This window comes from Acrocarpospora corrugata (genome assembly GCF_009687845.1).
In the GTDB taxonomy this organism is placed as follows: domain Bacteria; phylum Actinomycetota; class Actinomycetes; order Streptosporangiales; family Streptosporangiaceae; genus Acrocarpospora; species Acrocarpospora corrugata.
The window spans coordinates 288885-312014 of the sequence record NZ_BLAD01000035.1 but is presented as its reverse complement, the minus strand read 5'-3'; the positions used below and the strand labels follow the sequence as shown (position 1 = coordinate 312014).

2 protein-coding genes are annotated in these 23130 nt (G+C 70.6%); both read right to left on the bottom strand.

Going from position 1 to position 23130, the window contains the following annotated elements:
- Positions 1 to 12: 12 nt before the first annotated feature.
- Positions 13 to 216, bottom strand: coding sequence for an MbtH family protein (locus Acor_RS01440; RefSeq protein WP_155334633.1), 204 nt, complete (start codon positions 214 to 216; stop codon positions 13 to 15).
- Positions 213 to 23045 (bottom strand): non-ribosomal peptide synthase/polyketide synthase, encoded by a 22833-nt coding sequence (locus Acor_RS43945; RefSeq protein WP_246238337.1) that lies wholly within the window; start codon positions 23043 to 23045, stop codon positions 213 to 215. The genes Acor_RS01440 and Acor_RS43945 overlap by 4 nt, the downstream gene beginning before the upstream one ends.
- Positions 23046 to 23130 lie beyond the last annotated feature (85 nt).

Below are 23130 nucleotides of genomic sequence, written 5' to 3'. Positions count from 1 at the left end.
CTTTTCGCGTGCTCAGGATTCGATCAGGCTCTTGGGACGGAGGTCGGTCCAGTTGGTCTCGATGTAGTCGAGGCATGCCTGGCGTTCGCCCGGGCCGTGGACGACGGTCCAGCCGGCTGGGACGTCGACGAACTCGGGCCACAGGCTGTGCTGGCCTTCGTCGTTGACGAGGACGGTGTAGACGCCGTCCGGGTCCTCGAAGGGGTTGCTGCTCATGCGGGGTTTCCTTCCTTCTGGATGTGGTCCACCAGGGCTTCGAGTGCCCGGAACCAGGATTGCGCGAGGTCGGTGACCGCTTCCTCGGAGAGGAGGCGGGAGGCGTAGGTCCAGGTGGCGGTCAGTTCGGGGCCGGTGATCCGGTCCTCGGTGAGGGCGTTGAGGGTGAGGGCGTGGGACATCGGCAGGTCGGGGTGATCGCCGAGTTCGACGTTCTCGGGGGCCCAGGACCAGTCCGTGGCCTCGGGGAGTCCGAATCGGCCGAGGTAATTGAACTGGATCGACGGCTGAGGCAGGCGGGCCAGTTCGGGGCCGGTTCCGGGGTTGAGCCAGCGAAGCAGGCCGAAGCCGACCCCTCCCGCAGGCAGCGCGGCCAGGCCGTCCCTGATCCGGGCGACTCCCCGCTCGACTGGCAGGCCATCGAGATCCAGCCGGACCGGCACGACACCGGTGAACCATCCGACGGTTCTCGACAGGTCGGCGTCGCCGAGCCGCCCGTGGGTCTCCAAGTCGACGAGAACGTCCCGACTGCCTCGCCACTCCGTGACCGCCCGTGCGAGCGCGGCCAGCAGCACGTCGTTCACGGTCGCGCCCAGTTCCGCGGGGACCCGGCTGAGCAGCGGTTCCGTCCATCTGGCGGGCAGGGTGACCGAGACGCTGCGAGCGGTAGCCGCAGTATCGAGGACCGACAGACCCAGCTCGCCATCAGGAGCGGGGGGTAGATCCATGTCACCTGCCAACGCTGGGCTCTCGAACCGACCTGAGTCGCCTGTCGAATCCGCAGTGTTCGGCTGATCCGCGCTGCCGGGCACCTCCGGACCACCGGTGAGGACCGATGTCCAGAAGGCCAGTTCGTCTTCTGTCGCCGGGTCGTTGGCGCGTTCGACGAGGTCTTGCGACCACTGGCGGAATGAGGTCGCCGGTTCCAGGGGTTGGCCTTGACAGGCTTCGGCGAGGTCGGGGAGGAGGACGCGCCAGGAGACGCCGTCGACCGCGAAGTGGTGGATGAGCAGGAGCAGGCGTCCCGGCTGGGTTGGGCCGGCGTCGAACCAGATGGCGCGGACCATGTCCCCTGTGTCGGGGTTCAGGGCGGCTCTGGCTTGTTCCGCGTGTGCGGTGAGGTCGGCGGCGGAAATGGATTCGCAGGGGATGCGGGTGAGCCAGGTGGCCGCGTTCTTGTTCTCGGGTACGCGGAGAGACCAGGTGCCCGAGCGGTCGAGGCGGGCGCGGAGCATGTCGTGGCGGTCGGCCACGGTTTGCAGGATGGCGACCAGGCGGGGTTCGTCCAGGTCCGGAGGGGTTTGGAGGAGGGCGGACTGGTGGTAGCCGTCGATGGGGCCGCCGCGCTCGAGCAGGGCGTGCATGATCGGCGTCAGCGGGACGGTTTGCTCGGCGTCCCGGGTGGCGACGGCGGCCAGGGCGGCGACCGAACGGTGCCGGAAGACCTGGCGCGGGGTGATGGCGAAACCGGCGGCGCGCGCTTGGCTGACCAGGCGCATGGCGACGATGCTGTCTCCGCCTTGGGCGAAGAAGTCATCGTCGGCGCCGATGCCGGGCAGGCCGAGCACATCCGCGAAGATCGCGGCCAGGGCCTGCTCGGTCTCCCCGGTGGCGGGGCGTCCGGCGAGGGTGAAGTCGGGCGCGGGCAGCGCGTTGCGGTCGAGTTTTCCGTTGGGCAGCAGCGGGAGCGCGTCCAGCGCCACGACGGCGGCCGGGACCATGTAATCGGGGAGCACGGCGGCAGTCGCCGCCCGAAGCTCCGCCGGGTTGACGGCCCGGCCGTCGTTCGGGACGACGTAGGCGATCAGGTGGCGGACGCCGGGGCGGTCCTCGCGGGCGATGACCACGGCCTGGGCGACCGAGTCGTCCCGGTCGAGGACGGCTTCGATCTCCGCGGGTTCGATGCGGAAGCCGCGGATCTTGAGCTGGTCGTCGGCCCGGCCGCCGTATTCGAGCTGACCGTCGGCGTTCCATCGGGCCAGGTCCCCGGTCCGGTACATCCGGTGTCCTGGCGGCCCGTACGGGTCGGCGGTGAATCGTTCGGCGGTCAGTCCTGGACGCCCGAGATAGCCGCGCGCCAGTCCGGGACCGGACAGATAGAGTTCGCCGGTCACGCCGGCCGGGACCGGGCGGAGGGCGGCGTCCAGCACGTACGCCCGGGTGTTGCCGACCGGGCGGCCGACGGTGGGACGGTCGCTGTCGGACACGCGGGCGATCAGGGCGTCCACGGTGGCCTCGGTCGGGCCGTACAGGTTCACGGCCTCGGTGGCACGGAGCTGCGCCAGCTCCGACCAGAGCGAGTCGGGGACGGCCTCGCCGCCGACGCCGACGATGGCCAGCGGGCATTCGCCGTCCCTGATCAGGCCCGATTCGGCCATCTGGGCGAGGAAGGACGGGGTGACCTCGATGAAGTCGAGTTCCTCGGCGCGGATGGCGGCGGCCAGCAGGTCCGGGTCCCGGCGGGTTTCGTCGTCCATGACGTGCAGGGCGTGGCCGTCCAGGAGCCAGAGTTGCGGCTGCCAGGACGCGTCGAAGGAGAACGACCATGCGTGGCCGACCCGCAGATGGCGTCGGCCGGTGCGGCGCTTGGCGACGTCGTGGAGCATGCGGCGGTGGCTGTGGAAGAGGTTGACCACACCGCCGTGACTGATCACGACGCCCTTGGGCTTGCCGGTCGACCCCGAGGTGTAGATCACGTACGCGGGGTGCCGGGGATCGCGCGGCACGGCGAGATCGTGCCCGGGAGTTTCCGAGAGCCCCGCTGAATCGCCGGCGCTGGTGTCGAGCGCGTCGATCCGGATCTGCGGCAGGTCGTCCGGCAGTGCGGAATCGGCGGTGGTGAGGGCCAGCGACGGCCGGGCGTCGTCGATCATGTCCCGGACGCGGCTGGCGGGAAGGTCCGCGTCCACCGGAAGGTAGGCGGCCCCCGATTTGAGCACGGCCAGGATGGCGAGGATGTAGTCGGCGGTGCGTGGCAGGGACAGGGCGACGATCCGCTCCGGGCCCGCGCCATGATCGACCAGCAGCCGGGCCAGCCGGTTGGCTCGTTCGTTGAGCTCGGCGAACGTCCACATGGTGGTCCCCGCCACGATGGCGACGGCGTCCGGCGAGGCCGCGACCTGGGCCTCGAAGATGGCGGGAACGGTGCTGGGCTCGCCGGGGATGGCGGTGTCGTTCCAGCTTTCCAGGATGGTGTGCCGGTCGTCCGGGGTGAGGACGTCGACTCGGCCGACCGGCTGTCCCGGGCCGGCGATCATCGCCTCGAAGACGCGGAGCATGGCCGCGCCCATTTTCTCGATCTGGGTGCGGTCGAGCAGGTCGGGCCGGTACTCGGCGGTCAATGACAGCCGCTCCCCGGGCTCGACCGCCCAGGTGAACGGGTAGTGCGTCGAGTCCTGGTGATCGCGGACGGTCAGCCGCAGGCCGTCTTCTGGTCCTCCGTTGTCCGGGTAGGACTCGAAGACCATCAGCGTGTCGAACAGTTCGCCCAGGCCGGCCTTCCGCTGGATGTCGGCGAGCCCGAGGTGCTGGTGCTCGATGAGTGCCGACTGCTCGTTCTGGATCCTGGTGAGGAATTCGCCGAGTGGTTCACGTTCCCTGAGCTGGACTCTGACCGGAACCGTGTTGATGAACAGGCCGATCATCGCCTCCACCCCGGGCAGGTCCGGCGGGCGTCCGGCCACGGTCGCGCCGAACACGATGTCGTCGCGCCCGGTGAACCGGGAGAGCACCAATCCCCATGCGCCCTGAACGAGGGTATTGAGCGTGACCCGGTGGCTTCTGGCCAGCGCGGTCAGAGCCTCGGTGAGCTCGGGGGTGAGCAGCGTAGTGATCATCTCGGGGACGGCGGGAACGCGGTTCGGATCGCCGGGCACCAGATGGGTGGGCCCCTCCAGCCCGTCGAGCGCCCGCGCCCAAGCGGCCCCCGAAGCCTCCGCGTCCTGGCGAGCGAGCCACCGGAGGTAGTCGCGGTAGGGCGGCACCGGCGCTGGCCGGGCTCCCGCGTACAGGTCGGCGAGTTCCCGCATGAGCGGCGGCACCGACCAGCCGTCCAGCAGAAGATGCTGATGCGAGAGCACGAGCCGATGGCGTTCCGGCCCCACCCTGGCCAGCAGCAACCTCAGCAGAGGCGGCGCCTCCGGCCGGAATCGGCGCCGTTCCTGGGCGAGATATTCATCCCATCGTTCATCCGACCCGGACAGATCAACCTGCCGCCAGGGCAGCGTAACCTCCCGCGCGACAACCGAAACCGGCCGTCCACTGGACAGGTACCGGAATCCGGCCCGCAGATTCTCGTGCCGGTCCAGCAGTTCCTGACCGGCCGCCCGCAACCGCTCGGCATCCAGCGGCCCTTCGATGTCGTACGACACCTGCACGGTGTAGACATCCGGCCCGGCGTCCAGCGACGCATGGAACAGCAGACCAGCCTGGAGCGGAGACACCGGAAGAACCTCGACCCCGGCGGGGATCTCAGCCCGTTCCTCGGCGGAGAGCTGGACAAGCGCGTCCCCCGGCAGGCTGCCATGGTCGTCCTCGGCGGCGGACACGGTGGCGACCCGGGACAGGCCCGCCGCCGTCCGATGCCGGAAGACGTCTCTGGGCGTGATCGTCAGCCCGGTCCCGCGAATCCTGCTGACCAGCTGCATGGCGACGATGCTGTCCCCGCCGAGTGCGAAGAAGTCGTCCTCCACCCCGACCCGGTCCAGGCCGAGCACACCCGCGATCAGCCCGACGATGAGCTCCTCCTGCCGCGTCCGCGGCATGGTCTCACTCACCTCGGCGGCGAAGTCCACCGCGGGAAGCGCCTTCCGATCGAGCTTCCCGCTCGGCGTCAACGGCAGCGCGTCCACGAACACGAACGCCGCCGGCACCATGTAATCCGGCAGAACATCGGCCACAAACGCCCGAAGACCCGACACTCCTCCAGAGCTCTGGACTCCCGATCCCCGCGCGACCCCGGCGATATCGGAGGCCGGCCTCGTGGGTGTCCCGGTGCCGCCAACGGGCTGATCGAACCTGACTCCAGCGACGCCAACAGACTGATCGGACCCGGCTCCGGCGACACCTTCAGAGCGACCGGGCACGACCTCAGCTACGCCCGCGGATCGATCCTGCGCCCCGGAGCCGCTGGCGGACATTTCCGGCGTGTCCGCAGAGACCTGTGGGGTGGCCATGGGCACCACATAGGCGATCAGGCGCTCATCTCGGACGATGACGGTGGCGTGGGCGACGGCCTCGTGCCGGGCCAGGACGCTTTCGATCTCGCCGAGTTCGATGCGGAAGCCGCGGATCTTGACCTGGTCGTCGACGCGGCCGAGGTAGTCGAGCGAGCCGTCGAGGTTCCAGCGGGCGAGGTCGCCGGTCCGGTACATCCGGCTTCCCCCCGGGCCGTAGGGGTCGGCGACGAAGCGTTCGGCGGTCAGGCCGGGACGTGCCAGATACCCGCGCGCTAGCTGGACGCCCGCCAGGTAGAGCTCCCCCGCGGCTCCCGGCGGAACCGGCCGGAGACCGGCGTCCAGCACGTATGTCCGGGTGTTCCACACCGGCCGCCCGATCGGGACGGCGGCGGATCCGGGGCGGATCTCGACGGCGGTCACGTCCACGGCGGCCTCGGTCGGGCCGTAGAGGTTGTGCAGCCCGGCGTCGAGGACCTGGTGGAACCTCGCGGCGAGACCGGCCGGAAGCGCCTCACCGCTGCACATCACCCGCCGCAGGCCCGTGCAGCCGGCCGCGGTGGGTTCGTCGAGGAACGCGCGCAGCATCGACGGCACGAAGTGGGTGGTGGTGACCCCCTCTGCCTGGATGAGCGCGGCCAGATAGGCCGGATCCCGATGGCCTTCCGGCCTGGCGACGACCAGCGCCGCACCGGTGATCAACGGCCAGAAGAACTCCCACACGGACACGTCGAAACTGGACGGCGTCTTCTGCAGGACCCGATCGTCCGCCGTCAGCCGGTAGGTGTCCTGCATCCAGAGCAGCCGGTTGACGATCCCCTCCTGCGGGACGACCACGCCCTTCGGCCGCCCGGTCGAACCGGAGGTGTAGATCACATACGCGGGGTGCCGCGGATCGTACCGGTCCGGCAGTTCACCCAGCGGACCACCCGGAATGCCGTCGCGGATCACGCAGACCGGCTCGGCGTCCCGAAGCATGAACTCCAAGCGCTCCTCCGGATACTCCGGATCAAGCGGCAGGTACGCCGCCCCCGCCCGATGCGCGGCCAGCAACGCCACGACCAGTTCGACCGAACGTGGCAACGCCACGGCGACCGTACGCTCCGGACCCGCGCCCAGCCCGGCCAGCACCCGGGCGGCCTTCTCCACCCGCTCGTCGAGCTCCGCGTACGTCAGCCGCTGGTCTACGGAGACCAGCGCGAGCGCGTCCGGCGTCCGGGCCACCTGAGCCCGGAACAACTCGGGCAGCGTCGTATCCGGCACCTGCCGAACGGTGTCGTTCCATCCGGTCAGAACCAGCGCGCGCTCATCGTCGGCGAGCACCTCCAGATCCCGGACCGGGCGCCCCGGCTCGGCCACGACCTGCTCCAGCAACCTGACCAGCCGCCCGGCCATCCGCTCGACCGTCGCCTCGTCGAACAGGTCGGAGCTGAACTCGATCCAGCCCTCCAGCGCGTCGCCCCGCTCGATGAAGTCGAAGCTGAGGTCGAACTTGGCGGTCTCCTGCCCGAGCGGCTCGGGGGTGACCGTCATCCCGGGCAGATCGAGCGTGCCGTCCTGGTCGGTCAGATAGACGACCATGACCTGGAACAGCGGATGCCGAGCCAGCGACCGGGCCGGGTTGACCGCTTCCACCAGCCGCTCGAACGGCAGATCCTGATGCTCATACGCGGCCAGATCGGTCTCGCGAACCCGCCCCAGCAGCTCACCAAAAGTAGGCGTGCCAGAAATATCAGTACGCAGCACGAGCGAGTTGACGAAGAAACCGACGAGCTCTTCCACCTTCTCGTCGCCACGCCCCGAGATCGGCGTCCCGATCGGGATGTCGTCGCCCGCGCCGAGCCGATGCAGCAGCGCGGCCACGGCCGCCTGGGTGACCATGAACATGCTGACACCATGCGCCCGCGCCAGCGCCCGCAGCCCACGCGCCAGCTCGGGCTCGACGGTCAGCCCGACCGCCCCGCCCTGGTGGCTACTCTCCTCGGGCCGCTGCCGATCCGCAGGCAGCGGCAGCTCCTCGGGAAGCCCGGCGAGTGCCTGCCGCCAGTAGTCGAGCTGACCCGCCTGACCGGCTTCCTGCGACTCCCGATGCCACTGGGTGTAGTCGACGTACTGCACCGGCAGCGGCGCCCAGTCCGGCGCCCGTCCTTCGCACCTGGCTCGATACGCCTCGGCGAGATCCCGGCGCAGCGGCCGATCGGACCACTCGTCGGCGGCGATGTGATGCACGACCAGCAGCAGTACCCGCTCCCGCGGCCCGACCTGGAACACCCACGCCCGGATCGGCACTTCACGATCGAGTTCGAACCCGCGCCCGGCCGCTTCGGCGAGCCTCCCGGCCAGATCCCCCTCCTCGACGTCTTCCACCCGGAAGCCGACATCGGCCTGCTCGGGCGTGAGCACGAGCTGATACGCCTGCCCGTCCCGATCGGGAAACACCGTCCGCAGGCTCTCGTGCCGCGCCACCAGATCCCGCACCGCGGCCTCAAGCGCCTCCACGTCCAGTTCCCCGGACAACCGCCACGCCATCGGAATGTTGTAAGCGGGGTCGGGGCCCTCCAGCCGATGCAACACCCACAACCGCTGCTGCGCGTACGACAACGGCGGGAACTCGGGCCGCGCCTCCAGCCGCGCGGGAGCGGGCCTGACCTCGCCCGCCTGCCGCAGCCGGACGGCGAGCCGTTCCGGCGTCGGGGCCTCGAAGACCTCACGAAGGGAGACCTCGGCCCCGAGCGCCGCCCTGATCCGGCTGACCAGCCGCATCGCCAGCAGCGAATGCCCGCCGAGCGCGAAGAAGTCCTCCGCGACGCCGACCCGCTCCGCGCCGAGCACGGCGGCGAACAGCTCGGACATGATCTCCTCACGGGCATCCCTCGGCCGCCGGCCGGCGGCGGACACGGGCGACTCCGGGGCTGGCAGCGCTCTCCTGTCCAGCTTCCCGCTGATCGACCGGGGCAGCGCCGGGAGTTCGACGAAGGCTCCGGGCACGAGGTGCTCGGGCATCCGGGCGGCGACGTGGGCGCGCAGTTCCGCGGGGTCCACATGTGCGCCAACGACATATGCGACGAGTCGCCGCGCCCCCGGGGTGTCCTCGCGGATGACCACAGCGGCTTGGGCGACGGCGGGGTGGCCGCGCAGGACGGCCTCGATCTCGCCGGGCTCGATCCGGAAGCCGCGAAGCTTGACCTGGTCGTCGGCCCGGCCGAGGAAGTCGAGCGTGCCGTCGGCGCGACGGCGGACCAGGTCGCCGGTGCGGTAGAGGCGTCCGCCCGGCTCGCCGAACGGGTCGGCGACGAATCGTTCCGCCGTCAGGCCCGGACGGCCGAGGTAGCCGCGCGCGAGCCCTTCGCCGGACAGGTAGAGCTCACCGGGCACCCCGATCGGGACCGGCTGCAGGGCCGCGTCCAGCACGTGTGCCCGGGTGTTGGCGATGGGGGCCGCCCATTCCTGGGGTCCGTGCCAGCCGTAGGCGTCGACGGCGCATTCCGTCGGGCCGTACAGGTCGTGGACGACGGTGCCGGGGAGCGCGCGCAGCGTGGCCCAGAGTTCGGCGGAGGTGGCTTCGCCGCCGACCGCGAGGACCTTCGGCAAGTAGCCGTCCAGGAAACCGTGGTGGATGAGTTCCTGCAGGTATGTGGGGGTGAAGTCGACGAAGTCGAGCTCGTGCTCGGCGATGTGATCGAGAAGCGCGGCCGGGTCGGTCATGGTGTGTTCGTCCACGACGTGGAGTTCGTGCCCGGCGAGGAGCCAGAGGAGCGGCTCCCATGATCCGTCGAAGCTGAACGACGCCGCGTGCAGGGCTCGGAGCACGCCCGGTCCCGCCGGTTCGATGAGGTCGGTCCGATGGGAGCCGAACAGGTTGCTCAGGCCGCGATGGGTGCCGATGACGCCCTTGGGCATTCCGGTGGAACCCGAGGTGTAGATGACATACGCGGCCGAGTCCGGTGGCACCGGAACGGGCGCGAGCCGTCCGCCGACGGGGAGGTCGTCGAGTGTGACCGAGCCGGGCAGGTCCAGGTCAGGCGTGCTGATGACGCATGCGGCTCCGGTGTCGTCGAGCAGGTACCGCAGGCGTTCCGCCGGATATGCGGGGTCCAGCGGGAGATACGCCGCTCCTGCGGCGAGAACGCCGAGAATGGCCGGCACCATCTCCGATCTGGGCAGCGCGAGGCCGACCACGTCCTCGAACCCGATCCCCCGTTGCTTGAGCATGCGGGCGATGCTGTCAGCGCGGACCGACAATTCCGCGAAGGTCATCCGCCTGCCGCCGGCCACCAGAGCGGTCTGGTGGGGTTTGTTCCAGGCGGCTTCGGCGAACAATTCCGGCACACTGCGGAGCTCGATCGCGCGTTCGGTGTCGTTGCAGCTGTTCAGGCGTTCTTCGGCGGTGAGCACCGAGAATTTACTGATCGGGATGTCGGTCCGGGCCGCCAGCAGCCCGAGCAGGGCGACGGCGCGTTCGGCGAGTGCCTGCGCGGTGCCCGGATCGCACCGATCGGTGGCGTACTCCAGGAGCAGGGTGATCTCGGAGAGATGGTCGACGAAAGTGAAGTCGAGGTCGAACTTGGCGGTCTCGATCCGGGTCGGCCACCATTGGGTGCCGAGCCCCAGCACGTCCGGGTCTCCGGCCGGGCGGTAGTGATAGCCCAGCATCACCTGGAACAGCGGGTTACGTCCCGGCACGCGGGGCGGGTTGATCGTCTCGACCAGCCGCTCGAAGGGCAGATCCTGGTGCTCGAACGCGGTCAGATCGGCGTCCCTGACCCTGGCCACCAGCTGGGCGAACGTCGGATCGCCGGACAGATCGGCGCGCAGGACGAGCGTGTTCACGAAGAACCCGACCAGGTCGTCCAGGTTCTCGTCGGTTCGTCCGGCGATCGGCGCGCCGAGAGGAATGTCGTCTCCCGCGCCCATCCGGTGCAGAAGCGCGGCGACACCCGCCTGGAGCAGCATGAACATGCTGGTCCCGGTTTCCGCGCAGAGCGCCCGCAGCGCTCCGGCCGTATCGGCGGGCACTTCCGCCCGTACCAGGCCACCGCGCCCATCCGGTTCCGCCGGCCTAGGCCGGTCGAGCGGCAGCGGAATCTCCTCGGGCAGCCCATCCAGCGCGCGCGTCCAGAACCCGAGCTGCCGCTCACCGTCTGCGGCCAGCAGCCCGCTCTGCCAGAGCGTGTAGTCGGCGTACTGCACCGGCAACGGCGCCCATTCCGGCCCTTCGCCGCCCTTTCTGGCCTGGTACGCGACGTCCAGATCCGCCAGGAACGGCCGATCCGACCATTCATCGGTGGCGATGTGATGCAGCACGATCGCGACCACGTGGTCATCGGCCGCGACCCTGAACACATCCGCCCGAACCGGCAGCTCCGCGGCGAGATCGAACGGCCGCTGAACCGCCTCCCGCACCCGTTCGCCGAGCAGCTCCGGCGCACAGTCCAGCACCGCGAAGCCCGGCTCACCGTCCAGAATCAGCTGGTACGGCTCGCCGTCGTGTTCCACGAAAACAGTCCGGAGCGCCTCATGCCGGACGGCGACATCGGCCAGCGCCCGCCGCAACGCGTCGACATCGAGCTCCCCGCGCAGCCGTACGACGAGCGGGAAATGGTACGCGTCGCCGCCGCTGAGCCGCTCGGCCAGCCACAACCGCCGCTGCGCGGCCGACACCGGGATCCGCTCCGGGCGATTGGCGACGGCCACCACGGGCGGGCGCGCGGGTTTGCCGCCATCCGCCCGTTCCGCGAGCAGCGCGGGCGTCGGCGCCTCGAACAGGTCGCGGATCGCCAGCTCGGCTCCGAGTTCGACTCTGGCCCTGCTGATCAGCCGGGTCGCGAGCAGCGAATGCCCGCCGAGATCGAAGAAGCTGTCCTCGGCTCCGGCCGCCGGGAGCGCGAGCACCTCGGCGAAGAGCCGGCACAGCACTTCTTCCTGCGGCGTACGCGGCCCGCGCCCACGCGAGGCGACCACCGGCTCGGCGTCCGGCAGCGCGGCCACGTCGAGCTTCCCGTTGTCGTTCATCGGAAGCCGGTCAAGCACCACGAAAGCGCTGGGAACCATGTAATCGGGTAGCTCCCGCCGCAGCTCCTCCCGAACCCGGGCGACCAGCCCGCCAGCCTGCCGTGCCGCGACGGGAGCGTTCGCGTAGGGAGCCATGCCGCCCCCTGGCCGATAGAGCCCGGAAGTGACGCGAACCTCGCCCCGGACGAAGACAGCCTCGAATCGCCCGATCTCACCCGACCAGGTGGTGAGCACCTGATATCCCTCCGCGGCGGCGACTTCCCGCAGCTCATAGGGCTCAACCCCCGAAATGCCGACACCTCGCTCGGTACCAATCCGGCCATCCGGGACGCCGGTCAGACGCAGCGCGTTTTTGTCGGTGGCGGCATGCACGATGTCCGCGTGTTCAACCGCCCCGGGCCGCCACGCCCGCAACAGCGCCGCCAGCTGCTCACGCCAGCGTGGGCCCGGCTCCGCCGTCGCCGGGTTGCGGAGTTCGAGGAGGGTCTGCCAGTCGAGGGTGGGCTCGTCGCCGAGGCGGAGGTCGGGGGTGTCGTCGTAGAGGACGACGTCGTACCGGTATCGGGTGAGTTCGTTGTGGTGGTGGCCGCCCTTGGTGCGCAGGTCCACGGCGTGGCCGAGGGTGGTGAAGTAGTCGGGGTCTACCAGGAGCTCCTTCTCCAGGGCGAGGCCGCGCCCGGCGGCCCGGCGGATCTGGTCGGGAGCGGCGTCCGGGGTGGCGCGGGCGAGCTGGATCGCGGTGTGGAAGGTGCCGGCCGACCGCAGGTCGCGGACATCGCCGATGAACAGGGCGCCGCCGCGGGCGAGCAGGGGCATCGCGCCGGAGATGACCTCGGTCAGGTGGTCGACGCTGGGGAAGTACTGGATGACCGAGTTGATGATGATCGTGTCGAAGTAGCCGGCGGGCAGGCCGTCGGTGGCGTTGGCGGGCTGGCAGCGCAGAGTGACCTTGGCGGCCAGGCCCGGGTCGCGGCGCAGGTCCTCGCCGATCTTCCGGATCACGGGGGCGGCCAGGTCGGTCGCCCAGTACGCCTCCGCGTCCGGGGCCAGCTGGGACAGGAGCAGGCCGGAGCCGACACCGATCTCCAGGACGCGGCGGGGGCGCAGCTCCCTGATCCGCGCCACGGTCTGCGCCCGCCACTCCCGCATGTGCTCGATCGGGATGGGGGTGCCGTCGTAGCTGCTGTCCCAGCCGGCGAAGTCCTCGGTGAAGACGGCGGTGCCGATCTGCTCGTACTCGTCGGAGTAGATCTCCTGCCATTCGCCGATCTGGGCGAGTTCGGCGGATTCCCGCTCGTCACCGGTCAGCTCGGCGGGCACCAGGTAGGCGACGAGCCGCTGCCCGCCCGCCGGGTCGTCGCGCGCGACGACGGCGGCCTGGGAGACCCCCGGGCGACGGGTGAGCACAGTCTCGATCTCGCCAGGCTCGACGCGATGTCCGCGGATCTTCACCTGGTCGTCGGTACGGCCCAGGAAGTCGAGATTGCCGTCCGGGCGGCGGCGGACGAGGTCGCCGGTGCGGTAGAGGCGTTCGCCCGGCCGGCCGAAGGGGTCGGCGACGAAACGTTCCGCGGTCAGGGCGGGGCGGCCGAGGTAGCCGCGGGCCAGGCCGATGCCCGCGATGTACAGCTCGCCGGGCACGCCGTCGGGGACCGGGCGCAGCCAGCCGTCCAGGATGTGCGCGCGGGTGCCCCGGATGGGCCGGCCGACGGTCGAGGTGGCGCTGTCGTGGGTGCCGCCGCCGAGGGTGTTGATCGTGTATTCGGTGGGGCCGTACAGGTTGTAGCCGTAGGTGCCCTCGGTGTCGCGGAGCCGGGTCCAGACGGTTTCCGGCACGGCTTCGCCGCCGAGCAGTACGAGCGGGGGCCGGTGGCCCGCCAGCAGTCCCTCCTCGATGAGGAGATGGGCGTAGGTGGGGGTGACGTTGACGACGTCCACCCGGTGCGCCTCGCAGTAGGCGACCAGGGCTTGCGCGTCGCGGCGGAGCTCCTCGTCGCACACGTGCACCTCATGGCCCTCGACCAGCCAGAGCAGCTCTTCCCACGACATGTCGAAGGCGAACGAGACGGTGTGCGCGATCCGCAGCCGCCGCCCGCCCGCGGCCGCGACCGCCGGGTCGAAGATCTCCTTCTGATGGTTGAGCTGCATGTTCGTCAGCCCCCGGTAGGGGGTGACGACGCCCTTCGGCCGCCCGGTGGAGCCCGAGGTGTAGATCACGTACGCCGGGTGTTCCAGGCTGAAGGCCGGGCGGTCGGCTTCGGTGATCGGCCCGGCGGGCAGCGCGGCCAGGTCCGCCTCGATCTCGTCGAGCAGGACGCGCGGCATGTCTCCGGCCAGCCGCGCCGACACCGCCGTGGTAGAGATCAGGACCTGCGGCCGCGCGTCGGCCAGCATCGCGGTCAGCCGGTCGTCCGGATAGTCGAGTTCCAGGGGCAGGTAGGCGGCTCCGGTGCGGAGGACGGCGAACAGGGCCGCCACCATGTCGATGGAGCGTGGCAGCCCGAGCGCGACGATCCGCTCCGGCCCGGCTCCCTTCGCCAGCATCAGCCGGGCCAGCCGGTTGATGCGGGCGTCCAGTTCCGCGTAGGTGACCGTGCGTTCCCCGAAGACGAGCGCGAGCGCGCCGGGGGTTCTGGTCGCCTGGGCGGCCAGCAGGTCGGCGATGGTTTCCTCGGGCATGGGGACGCGAGTGGGTTCCCATTCGAGTTCCAGGGCCGCGCGCTCGGCGGCGAGCAGGGGGTCGAGGCCGCCGACCGGGGCGTTCAGGTCGTCGGTCAGGCGTTCCAGCAGGACGGCGAAGCGGTCGAGCAGGGTCTGCGCCCGGGTGTGGTCGATCAGGTCGGGGCGGTGGGTGAGGGTGACCCTGATCTGGCGGCCCGGGGTCACGATGAGGTTGATCGGGTAGTGGGTGGCGTCCACGTTGGCGACGGCGGTCGCGCCGTACCGGTCGTGGAGGTCGGTGAGGCGGTCCTCGGTGTCGCCGTCGCGCAGCACGAACAGGGTGTCGAACAGGCGCCGGTGGCCGGTCTCCGCCTGGAGCACGCCCAGGCCGAGGTACTCGTGCGGCATCAGGGCCAGGCGTTCGCCCTGGATCCTGCGCAGCAGTCCGAGCACCGGTTCCGCCGGGTCGAAGGCGACGCGGGCCGGGACGGTGTTGAGGAACATGCCGATGACGTTCTCGACCTCGGGCACCTCGCTCGGGCGGCCCGCCACGGTCGTGCCGAACACCACGTCGGTGCGGCCGGTCGCGCTCGCGAGAACGAGTCCCCAGGCCGCGTTGAGCAGCGTGTTGAGGGTCAGGCCGTTGCGCCGGGTGGCCGCGCGCAGCCGATCGGCGAGCGCTTCGGGCAGCGTGACGTCGAGGCTTTCCGGGATGACCGGTTCCCGGCCGGCCTCGGCCAGCAGGGTCGGTTCGGCGAGGCCGTCGAGGGCGGCCCGCCACGCCTGGGTGGCGACGGCCGTGTCCTGGGCGGCCAGCCAGGTGAGGTAGTCGCGGTAGCTGCCGGAGGGCGGGAGGGCGTGGCCGTCGCCGGTCGCGTACAGGGCGAGCAGCTGGCCGAAGAAGAGCCAGGCCGACCAGCCGTCCCACAGCAGCAGGTGGCGGCCGACGACGAGGCGGTCTCCCCGGCCTTCGCCGAGGCGGATCAGGAGCAGCCGGAACAGCAGCGGACGGGCCAGGTCGAACCGGCGGGTGCGCTCTTCGGCGATCACCTCGGCCATCCGGGCATCGCGCTCGGCCTCGGGCAGGCCGGACAGGTCGACGACGTCGAGCGGGATCTCCGGGTCGGCGACGATGAACTGCACCGGCTGGCGCAGTCCCTCGCTGGTGAATCCGGCCCGCAGGCTGGGGTTGCGGTCCAGCAGGGCGCGGACCGCTTGGCGCAGGCGGCCGGCGTCGAGCGGGGTGGCGAAGTCGAAGGACTCGTGGACGGTGTAGACGTCCAGGGCGCTGTCGTCGTAGGTGGCGTGGAAGAACAGGCCTTCCTGCAGCGGCGCCAGCGGCCAGATGTCGGCCACCGAGCCGAGCCGGTGCACGCGCTCGATCTCCTCGGGGGTGAGGGCGAACGTGTCGGCGGCGGGCGCGGCCTGCGTCACGACGGGGGCCGTCGCCGCGAGGGCGGCCGGTGTGCGGTGCTCGAAGACGTCGCGGGGGCTCAGATCGAGTCCGGCCCGGCGGGCCCGGCTGGAGACGCCGATCGAGGTGATGCTGTCGCCGCCGAGCAGGAAGAAGTCGTCGTCGGCGCCGACCTCGGGCAGCTTCAGCACGGCCGCGAAGATCTCGGTGAGCAGGTGTTCGCGCGGGCCGCTCGGGGCTCTGCTCCCGGCCTTGACGGCCTGGGGGGCGGGCAGTGCGTCACGGTCGAGTTTGCCGCTCGGCGTCAGCGGCAGATCCTTAAGAAGCACATACGCGGTGGGGACCATGGCCGGGGGAAGCGCGGCTTCCAGTCGTTCCCGCAGGACGGTCTCGTCCGGTCGTTCGCCACCGGCCAGAACCAGGTAGGCGACAAGAGTCGAACCCTGGACGGTCACCGCGGCGCGAGCGACCGCCGGCAGCCGGACCAGGGCGGCCTCGATCTCGCCGAGTTCGATCCGGTTTCCGCGCAGTTTGACCTGCCGGTCGGTGCGTCCGAGGTAGTCGATGGTGCCGTCTTCTCGCCGGCTGACCAGGTCGCCGGTGCGGTACATGCGGCTGCCGGGTTCGCCGAAGGGGTCGGCGACGAAACGCTCTGCGGTCAGCCCCGGACGGGCGTGGTACCCGCGGGCGAGTTGCACGCCACTGAGATAGAGCTCACCCGGAACTCCGGCGGGGACAGGGCGCAGGCACAGGTCGAGAACGCGAAGCCCCGTGTTCCAGACCGGGCGGCCGATGGGCACGACGGCCGCCGGGCTGCCGGTGGACGCGGCGCACGGGTGGTAGGTCACGTCCACCGCCGCTTCCGTTGGGCCGTAGAGGTTGTGCAGGGGCGCGCCCGTCAGAGCCAGCCAGCGGGAGGCGGCGGACTCCAGCAAGGCCTCACCACTGCTGAACACCCGGCGAAGGCTCACGGCCCAGCCCGGCTCGGCGGTGATCTCGTCGGCGGCCAGGAAGGCTTCGAGCATCGACGGCACAAAATGCATCGTGGTGACGCGCTCGTCACGAATGAGCCCCGCCAGATACGCGGGATCCTGATGTCCGCCCGGCTTGGCGAACACCACGGCAGCGCCCTCACACAACGCCCAGAAGAACTCCCAGACACTCACATCGAACCCGGCCGGAGTCTTCTGCAACACCCGATCGTCCGCGCCCAGCTGGTATTCAGCCTGCATCCACGCCAGCCGATTGACAATCGCCCGATGCGTGACGACGACACCCTTGGGCCGCCCGGTCGATCCCGAGGTGTAAATCAGATACGCGGGATGATCCGGCCCCGCGACCTCAAATCGAGCGTCGGCATTCGCACCGCCGTCGAACTCGACTCCGACGTTGCCTCCTGCTCCGGCTCCCACTCCAACTTCCGCTCCAGCTCCAACTTCCGCTCCCACTCCAACTTCCGCTCCAGCTCCAGCTTCCGCTCCAGCTTCGGCTTCCGCTTCCGCTCCGGCTTCGGCTCCAACTTCCGCTCCAGCTCCAGCTCCAGCTTCGGCTTCCGCTCCGGCTTCGGCTTCCGCTCCAACTCCAACGCCGGCTTTGGCTTTGGCTTTGGGATGATCCGGTCGCCCTTCGGCGATCTCGGATTCGGTGCCCTCCGGGTGGCGGGCCTGGGTGTGTTCGGAAGTGCTGAGCTCGGTGCTTGTCTGGCTGCGGCAGTCGGGGACTTGGGGCGTGGTGGATTCGACGAAGTCAGGGGTGTCGATGACGAGGCGGGTGAGGCCGGTGGGTTCGGGGAGTTTGGGGAGCGCGGCCGTGGTCGTCAGGATGGTGCGGGCGCCGGAGTCGGCGAGCATGTGGGCGACTCGGTCGGCGGGGTAGTCCAGGTCCAGGGGGAGGTAGGCCGCGCCGGATTTGAGGACGGCGAGGAGGGCGACCATCAGGTCGGGCGATCGGGGGATGGCCACCGCGACCACGTGTTCGGGGCGGGCTCCGGTGGTTCGCAGGTGGTGTGCGAGGGTCTCGGCGCGGGAGTTGAGTTCGGCGTAGGTGAGGTGTTCGCCCTCGTAGATGACGGCGGTGGCGTGGGGGGTTCTGGCTGCCTGGGATTCGAACGCGGCGGCCAGGGTGGTTTCCGGAACGTCCGCCGGCGTGCCCGTGGGGTGTGCGCGGGCGAGTTCGTCCGGGGCGAGCAGGTCGAGGGTGGCGACGGTCTGGGACGGGTCTGCGGCGAGTGCGCGGAGGATGCGTACCAGGCGGTTGGCGATGCCATGGACGGTGGTGGGGTCGAGGCGCTGGGCGTGGTATTTGAGGACCAGGTCGAGGCGGCGGCCCGGCTTCACGATGAGGGCCAGCGGGTAGTGCACGGTGTCGTGGAAGTCGTGGCCGGTGATCCGGACGGTTCCCGAGGCGTCGGCGAGGCCGGATTCGGCCGGGTAGTTCTCGAAGACCACGAGGGTGTCGAACAGGTCGCCGCCGCCGGTGTGCCCGGCGAGGCGGTGGAGTTCGGCGAGGCCGAGGTGCTGGTGGTCGAGCAGGGCAGCCTGCTCATCCTGGAGGAGTTCGAGCAGGTCGCCCAGGGTGGCGGCGGGTCGCCAGCGGAAGCGGGTGGGCAGGGTGTTGATGAACAGGCCGACCATGGACTCGATGCCTTCGACTTCGGCGTCCCGGCCGGAGACCGTGGTGCCGAACACCACGTCCTCGCGGCCCGCCGAGCGGCCGACCAGCAGTCCCCAGGCGGCCTGGACGACCGTGCCGAGGGTGACGCCGTGTTCCCGCGCCTGGCCGACGAGCCGGGCGGTGACGTCCTCGCCCAGTTCCACGCGTACCTGGCCGGGTTTGGGGGCGCCGGCGACGATGGGGGTCGTGACCATGCGGGTGGGCTCGTCGATTCCGGCGAGCGCGCCCTTCCACACCTCCCGGGCGAAATCCTTGTCCCGCTCCCCCAAGCGCCGCAGATGCGCCCGGTAGGGCGTGACTTCCGGCAGGTCCGCCGAGTCTCCGTAGAGTGCCAGCAGTTCCCGGTGCAGGACCGGCAACGACCAGCCGTCCGCGACGATGTGGTGGAAAGTGAGCACGAGCCGGTGCTGGCCGGGTCCCACTCGAACCAGGGCGCACCGGACAAGCGGCGGCCGACCGAGATCGAACGGCGTCGACCGTTCTTCGGCCACGACCGCGTCCACCGGGACTCCCTCGACCTCACGCCAAGGAAGCTCCAGCCCTGCGGCGATGATCTGGACCGGCAGGCCGTCCGGCCTCAACCGGAAACATGCGCGGAGCGGAGCGTGCCGCTCCAGCAGCCGCTGGGCAGCCCGTCGCAGAGTCTGCCCGTCCAAGGTGCCGGTCAGCTCGATGACCTGCTGGACGACGTAGGCGTCCGCGTCGGCCCCGTCGACCAGGGAGTGGAAGAAGAAACCCTCCTGGAGCGGGCTGAGCGGCAGCAGTTCCTCAACCGCCACCGGTTGATCGCCCTGAACGCGGGCGAGTTCGGCGGCGGGCAACCGCGTCAGCGGCTCGGCGGCCTCCTGAACGTCGATCCGGTCCACCGCGACGGAAGCCAGCGCGGCCACGGTGCGATGCCGGAACACGTCCCGGGAGGTCAGCCTCAGTCCGGCCTCGCGAGCTCCGACCAGCAGCCGGATGGCGGTGATGCTGTCGCCGCCGAGGGCGAAGAAGTCGTCGTCGATGGTGGCCGACTCCACGCCGAGCACCTGCGCGTACAACCGACACAGCAACTCTTCGCGCGGGTCGCGCGCGGCACGCCCGGAGCTGAGCGCCCCATAGTCGGGAGCCGGCAGCGCCGACGCGTCGATCTTGCCACTCGCGGTGACCGGAATCCGATCGATCGGCACGAACGCCGCCGGAACCATGTAATCCGGCAGCCACTCGGCGGCATACGCCCGCAACGTCCGCATCAACGCGGCGACATCACGGAACGGCGCCGGCGAATTGGCCAGCGCCACGACGCCGCTGCGCCGATAAGCCGACAGCCGAACGGCCAAGTGCTCCTCAGCGACCACCTCGCGCTCCGGGTCGCCACTGGCGGCACCGCGAGAGTTCAAGCCACCGCTGGCGGCACCACTTGGGTTAAGGCCATCGCTGGCGGCAACGCCAAGGGTCAGGGGGTCGCCGCTGGCGGCACTACCTGGGTTCAGGTCGGGGTCGCCAGCGGCGGCACTACTTGGGTTCAGGTCGGGGTCGCCACTGGCGGCACTACTTGGGTTCAGGTCACTGCTGGCAGCACCGCTTGCGTTCAGGCCATCGCTGGCGGCGACGTCAGGGTTCAGGTCGCCGATGGCGGCACCGCCTGGATTCAGGCCACCGCTGGCGTTCAGGTCACCGCTGGGCGTGGTGTCCCCGCCAATCACCTTTGTCTCGACACGCGCCGGATGAGCAGTCACCGAGGTGAAGATCGCGTCGAGGCTGCCGTCGTCGGCGTGGCCGGTCCAAGTGAGGGTCAGGTGGTGGCCGAGCCGGGTGGCGAGGGTGTGGAGGGTTTCGGGGTCCGGAGCGGGAAGGGTGATGGTGGAGCGGCTGCCGTCCTCGATGGAGGCGAGCGCGGCCAGGTCGTCGGCCAGGCGCACGTTGGGGATGTCGGTTACGCGAAGACGGGAGGACTGGGCGGTCAGGCGGGCTTCGAGAGCGGGCAGACCACCGAGGGCAGTCCAGGTGATTTCGCTGGTGAGGGCAGGCGCGGCGGTCTCTCGGTCGAGATCATGACCGTTTTGCCCGTCAGCGCCAGAACCGAAATGCGCGGCGCGACCGTGAACGTGTTGCCCGGCATGGCCACCGCGGAAGCCTTCATCGACGCCGTGAATGGGCTGTCCGCCAGGGCCTGCGTCAACACCGTGAGCCTGTTGCCCGGCAAGGCCAGGGCGAGAGCCCACATCAATACCGTGAGCGGGCTGCCCAAGGCCGGGACGAGAACCTCCGTCAGTGCCGTGGGCGGGTTGCGTGGCCGGGGCGAGGCGGAGGGAGACGTCGTAGCGGTAGCGGGTGAGTTCGTTGTGGTGGTGGCCGCGTTTGATCTGGATGTCGGGGGTGAAGCCGGGGAGGGTGGTGAAGTAGTCCGGGTCGAGGAGGAGTTCGCCTTCCCAGGTGACCGAGCGGTCGACGGCGGCGCGGAGGGCCTGCTTGTCGGTGGGGGTTCGGTCGCCGGCGCGGCGGGATTCGACGGCGGCGCGGAGGCAGCGGAGCAGGCGGAGGTTGCGGACGTCGCCGATGAAAAGGGTGCCGCCGGGGGTCAGGAGGGTGGCGGCCTGCTGGATGACCTCGGTGAGGTAGTCGGCGCTGGGGAAGTACTGGGCGACCGAGTTGATCACGATGGTGTCGAAGGAGGCCGCCGGGAGGCCGGTCAGGTCGTGGGCGGGCTGGGCGCGGAGTTCGACGCGGCCGGCCAGGCCGGGGGGAAGCTGGGCGCGCAGGGCGTTGATCGCTTCGGCGGACAGGTCGGTGCCCCAGTAGGTGTCGCAGGCGGGAGCGAGGCGGGACAGCAGCAGGCCGCTGCCGACACCGATCTCCAGGACGCGGCGGGGGCGCAGTTCGGTGATGCGTGCGACGGTGGCGTCTCGCCATTCGCGCATCTGCTCGACGGGGATGGGGAGCCCGTCGTACATGCTGTTCCAGCCGGCGAAGTTCTCCTGGAAGTTCTCGGTGCCGGCCGCCTGGTAGAGCAGTTCGTGCAGGTCTTTCCAGTCGCCGACGCGTTCGGACTCGTCGGGGCCGTGCAGGGCGGGCACGACGTAGGCGGCGAGGCGGCGGTCGCCGGGGCGGTCCTCGCGGACGACGACGGCGGCCTGGTCGACGGCGGGGTGGGCGCGCAGGACCGATTCGATCTCGCCGGGTTCGATGCGGAAGCCGCGGATCTTCACCTGGGAGTCGGCCCGGCCGAGGAATTCCAGCCGTCCGTCCTGCCGCCAGCGCACCAGGTCGCCGGTGCGGTAGAGGCGCTCTCCCGGCGCGCCGAACGGGTCGGCGACGAATCGTTCCGCGGTGAGGTCGGGGCGGCCGAGGTAGCCGCGGGCCAGGCCGTCGCCGCCCAGGTAGAGCTCGCCGGTGACGCCGGCGGGGACCGGCTTGAGGCGGGCGTCCAGCACGTACGCCCGGGTGCCCGGGTCCGGGATGCCGATGGGGACGATCGAGCCGGGGGCGATGTCGGGGTCGCAGAGGCCGAGCGTGGAGTTGGTGGTCGCCTCCGTCGGGCCGTACGCGTTGAACATCATGCGGCCGCGGGCGTGGCGGGCGACGAGTTCGGGCGAGACGCGTTCGGTTCCGGCGAGCAGGGTGGCGGTCGGCGGCAAGTGTACGCCGTCGGGCATGGCGTCGAGCAGGGCCGGGGGGAGGATCATGAAGGTGATGCCGTTGGCGTCGGCGTAGTCGGCCAGCGGCGCGCCGGGGACGCGGCGTTCGGCGGGGACGACCACGAGGCGCCCGCCGGAGAGCAGGCCCAGGCAGAGGTCCCAGAACGCGACGTCGAAGCCGGGCGAGGCGAACTGGAGCACCCGGCTGTGGGGGCCGATGCCGAAGCGTTCGCTCTGGGTGGCGACCAGTTTGGCGACTCCGGCGTGCGAGAGCACGACGCCTTTGGGACGGCCGGTGGAGCCGGAGGTGTAGATGACGTAGGCGGCGTTGCTGACGCGCAGCCGGCCGCGGTCGGCTTCGGACGGATCGTGGGAGGGGCCGGTCGCCAGCTCTGGCGCCGCGTCGAGCACCAGGGCGGGCAGACCGTCGGCGCACGGGAGGTCGTCAAGCACGGCCGTGGTCGTGACCAGGCAGGTCGGGGTGGCGTCGCCCAGCATGTAGGCGATCCGGTCCGGCGGGTAGTCGGTGTCCAGCGGCAGGTACGCGGCCCCGGACTTCAGCACCGCCACCTCGGCCACGATCAGCTCGGCCGACCGGGGCACGGCCAGCGCGACGACCTTTTCCGGGCCCGCTCCCCGCGCGATCAGCGCGTGGGCCAGCCGGTTGGCCCGCTCGTCCAGTTCCGCGTACGTGAGACGGGTGTCCTCGAAGACCAGCGCCACCGCGTCCGGCCGCAGCCGCACCTGCTCGGCGAACATCTCCGGCCAGGTGAGCGACGGGATCGAATGCCCGGTGTCGTTCCAGTCGTGCAGGATCCGCTGCCGCTCTTCCTGGCTCAGGAGTTCCAGGTCCCCAATCACCGCTTCTGGGCGATCCTGGCCGTCCGCCAGGAGGCGTACGTAGTGGCCGAGCAGGTGGCTGACCGCCGGCTCCTCGAACCGATCCGGCGCGGCGCGAAGGCTGACCTCGTGCGGGCCGACCTCCAGCGGAATGTCCAGGGCCGCGAATCCCCGGGTTCCCTCGCCCGGCTTCAGCACGAGTCCGGCGCCGACCGTGTCCCCGTGTCCGCCGCGCACCTGAGCGACCAGGTCGGCGAAGGTGGTTAGGGGGTTGACGTGCACGGATAAGGGCGAGCCGTCGTGCTCGATGGTGAGGTCGGGGCTGCCGCCGTACCGGTGCAGAAGGGCCGCGTACGCCGCAAGCGCTTCGTCCCGTTTCGGGGTACGGATGAGCTGTCGACGCCAGGACTCCATCGATTCGTCGATACCGGACACCGAAGACCGAGCCTCCCAGACTGTGGTGAATGACCCCAAACGGGCCAGAGATCCATGCCGCGTACTAAGGTAAGCATTACCTAAG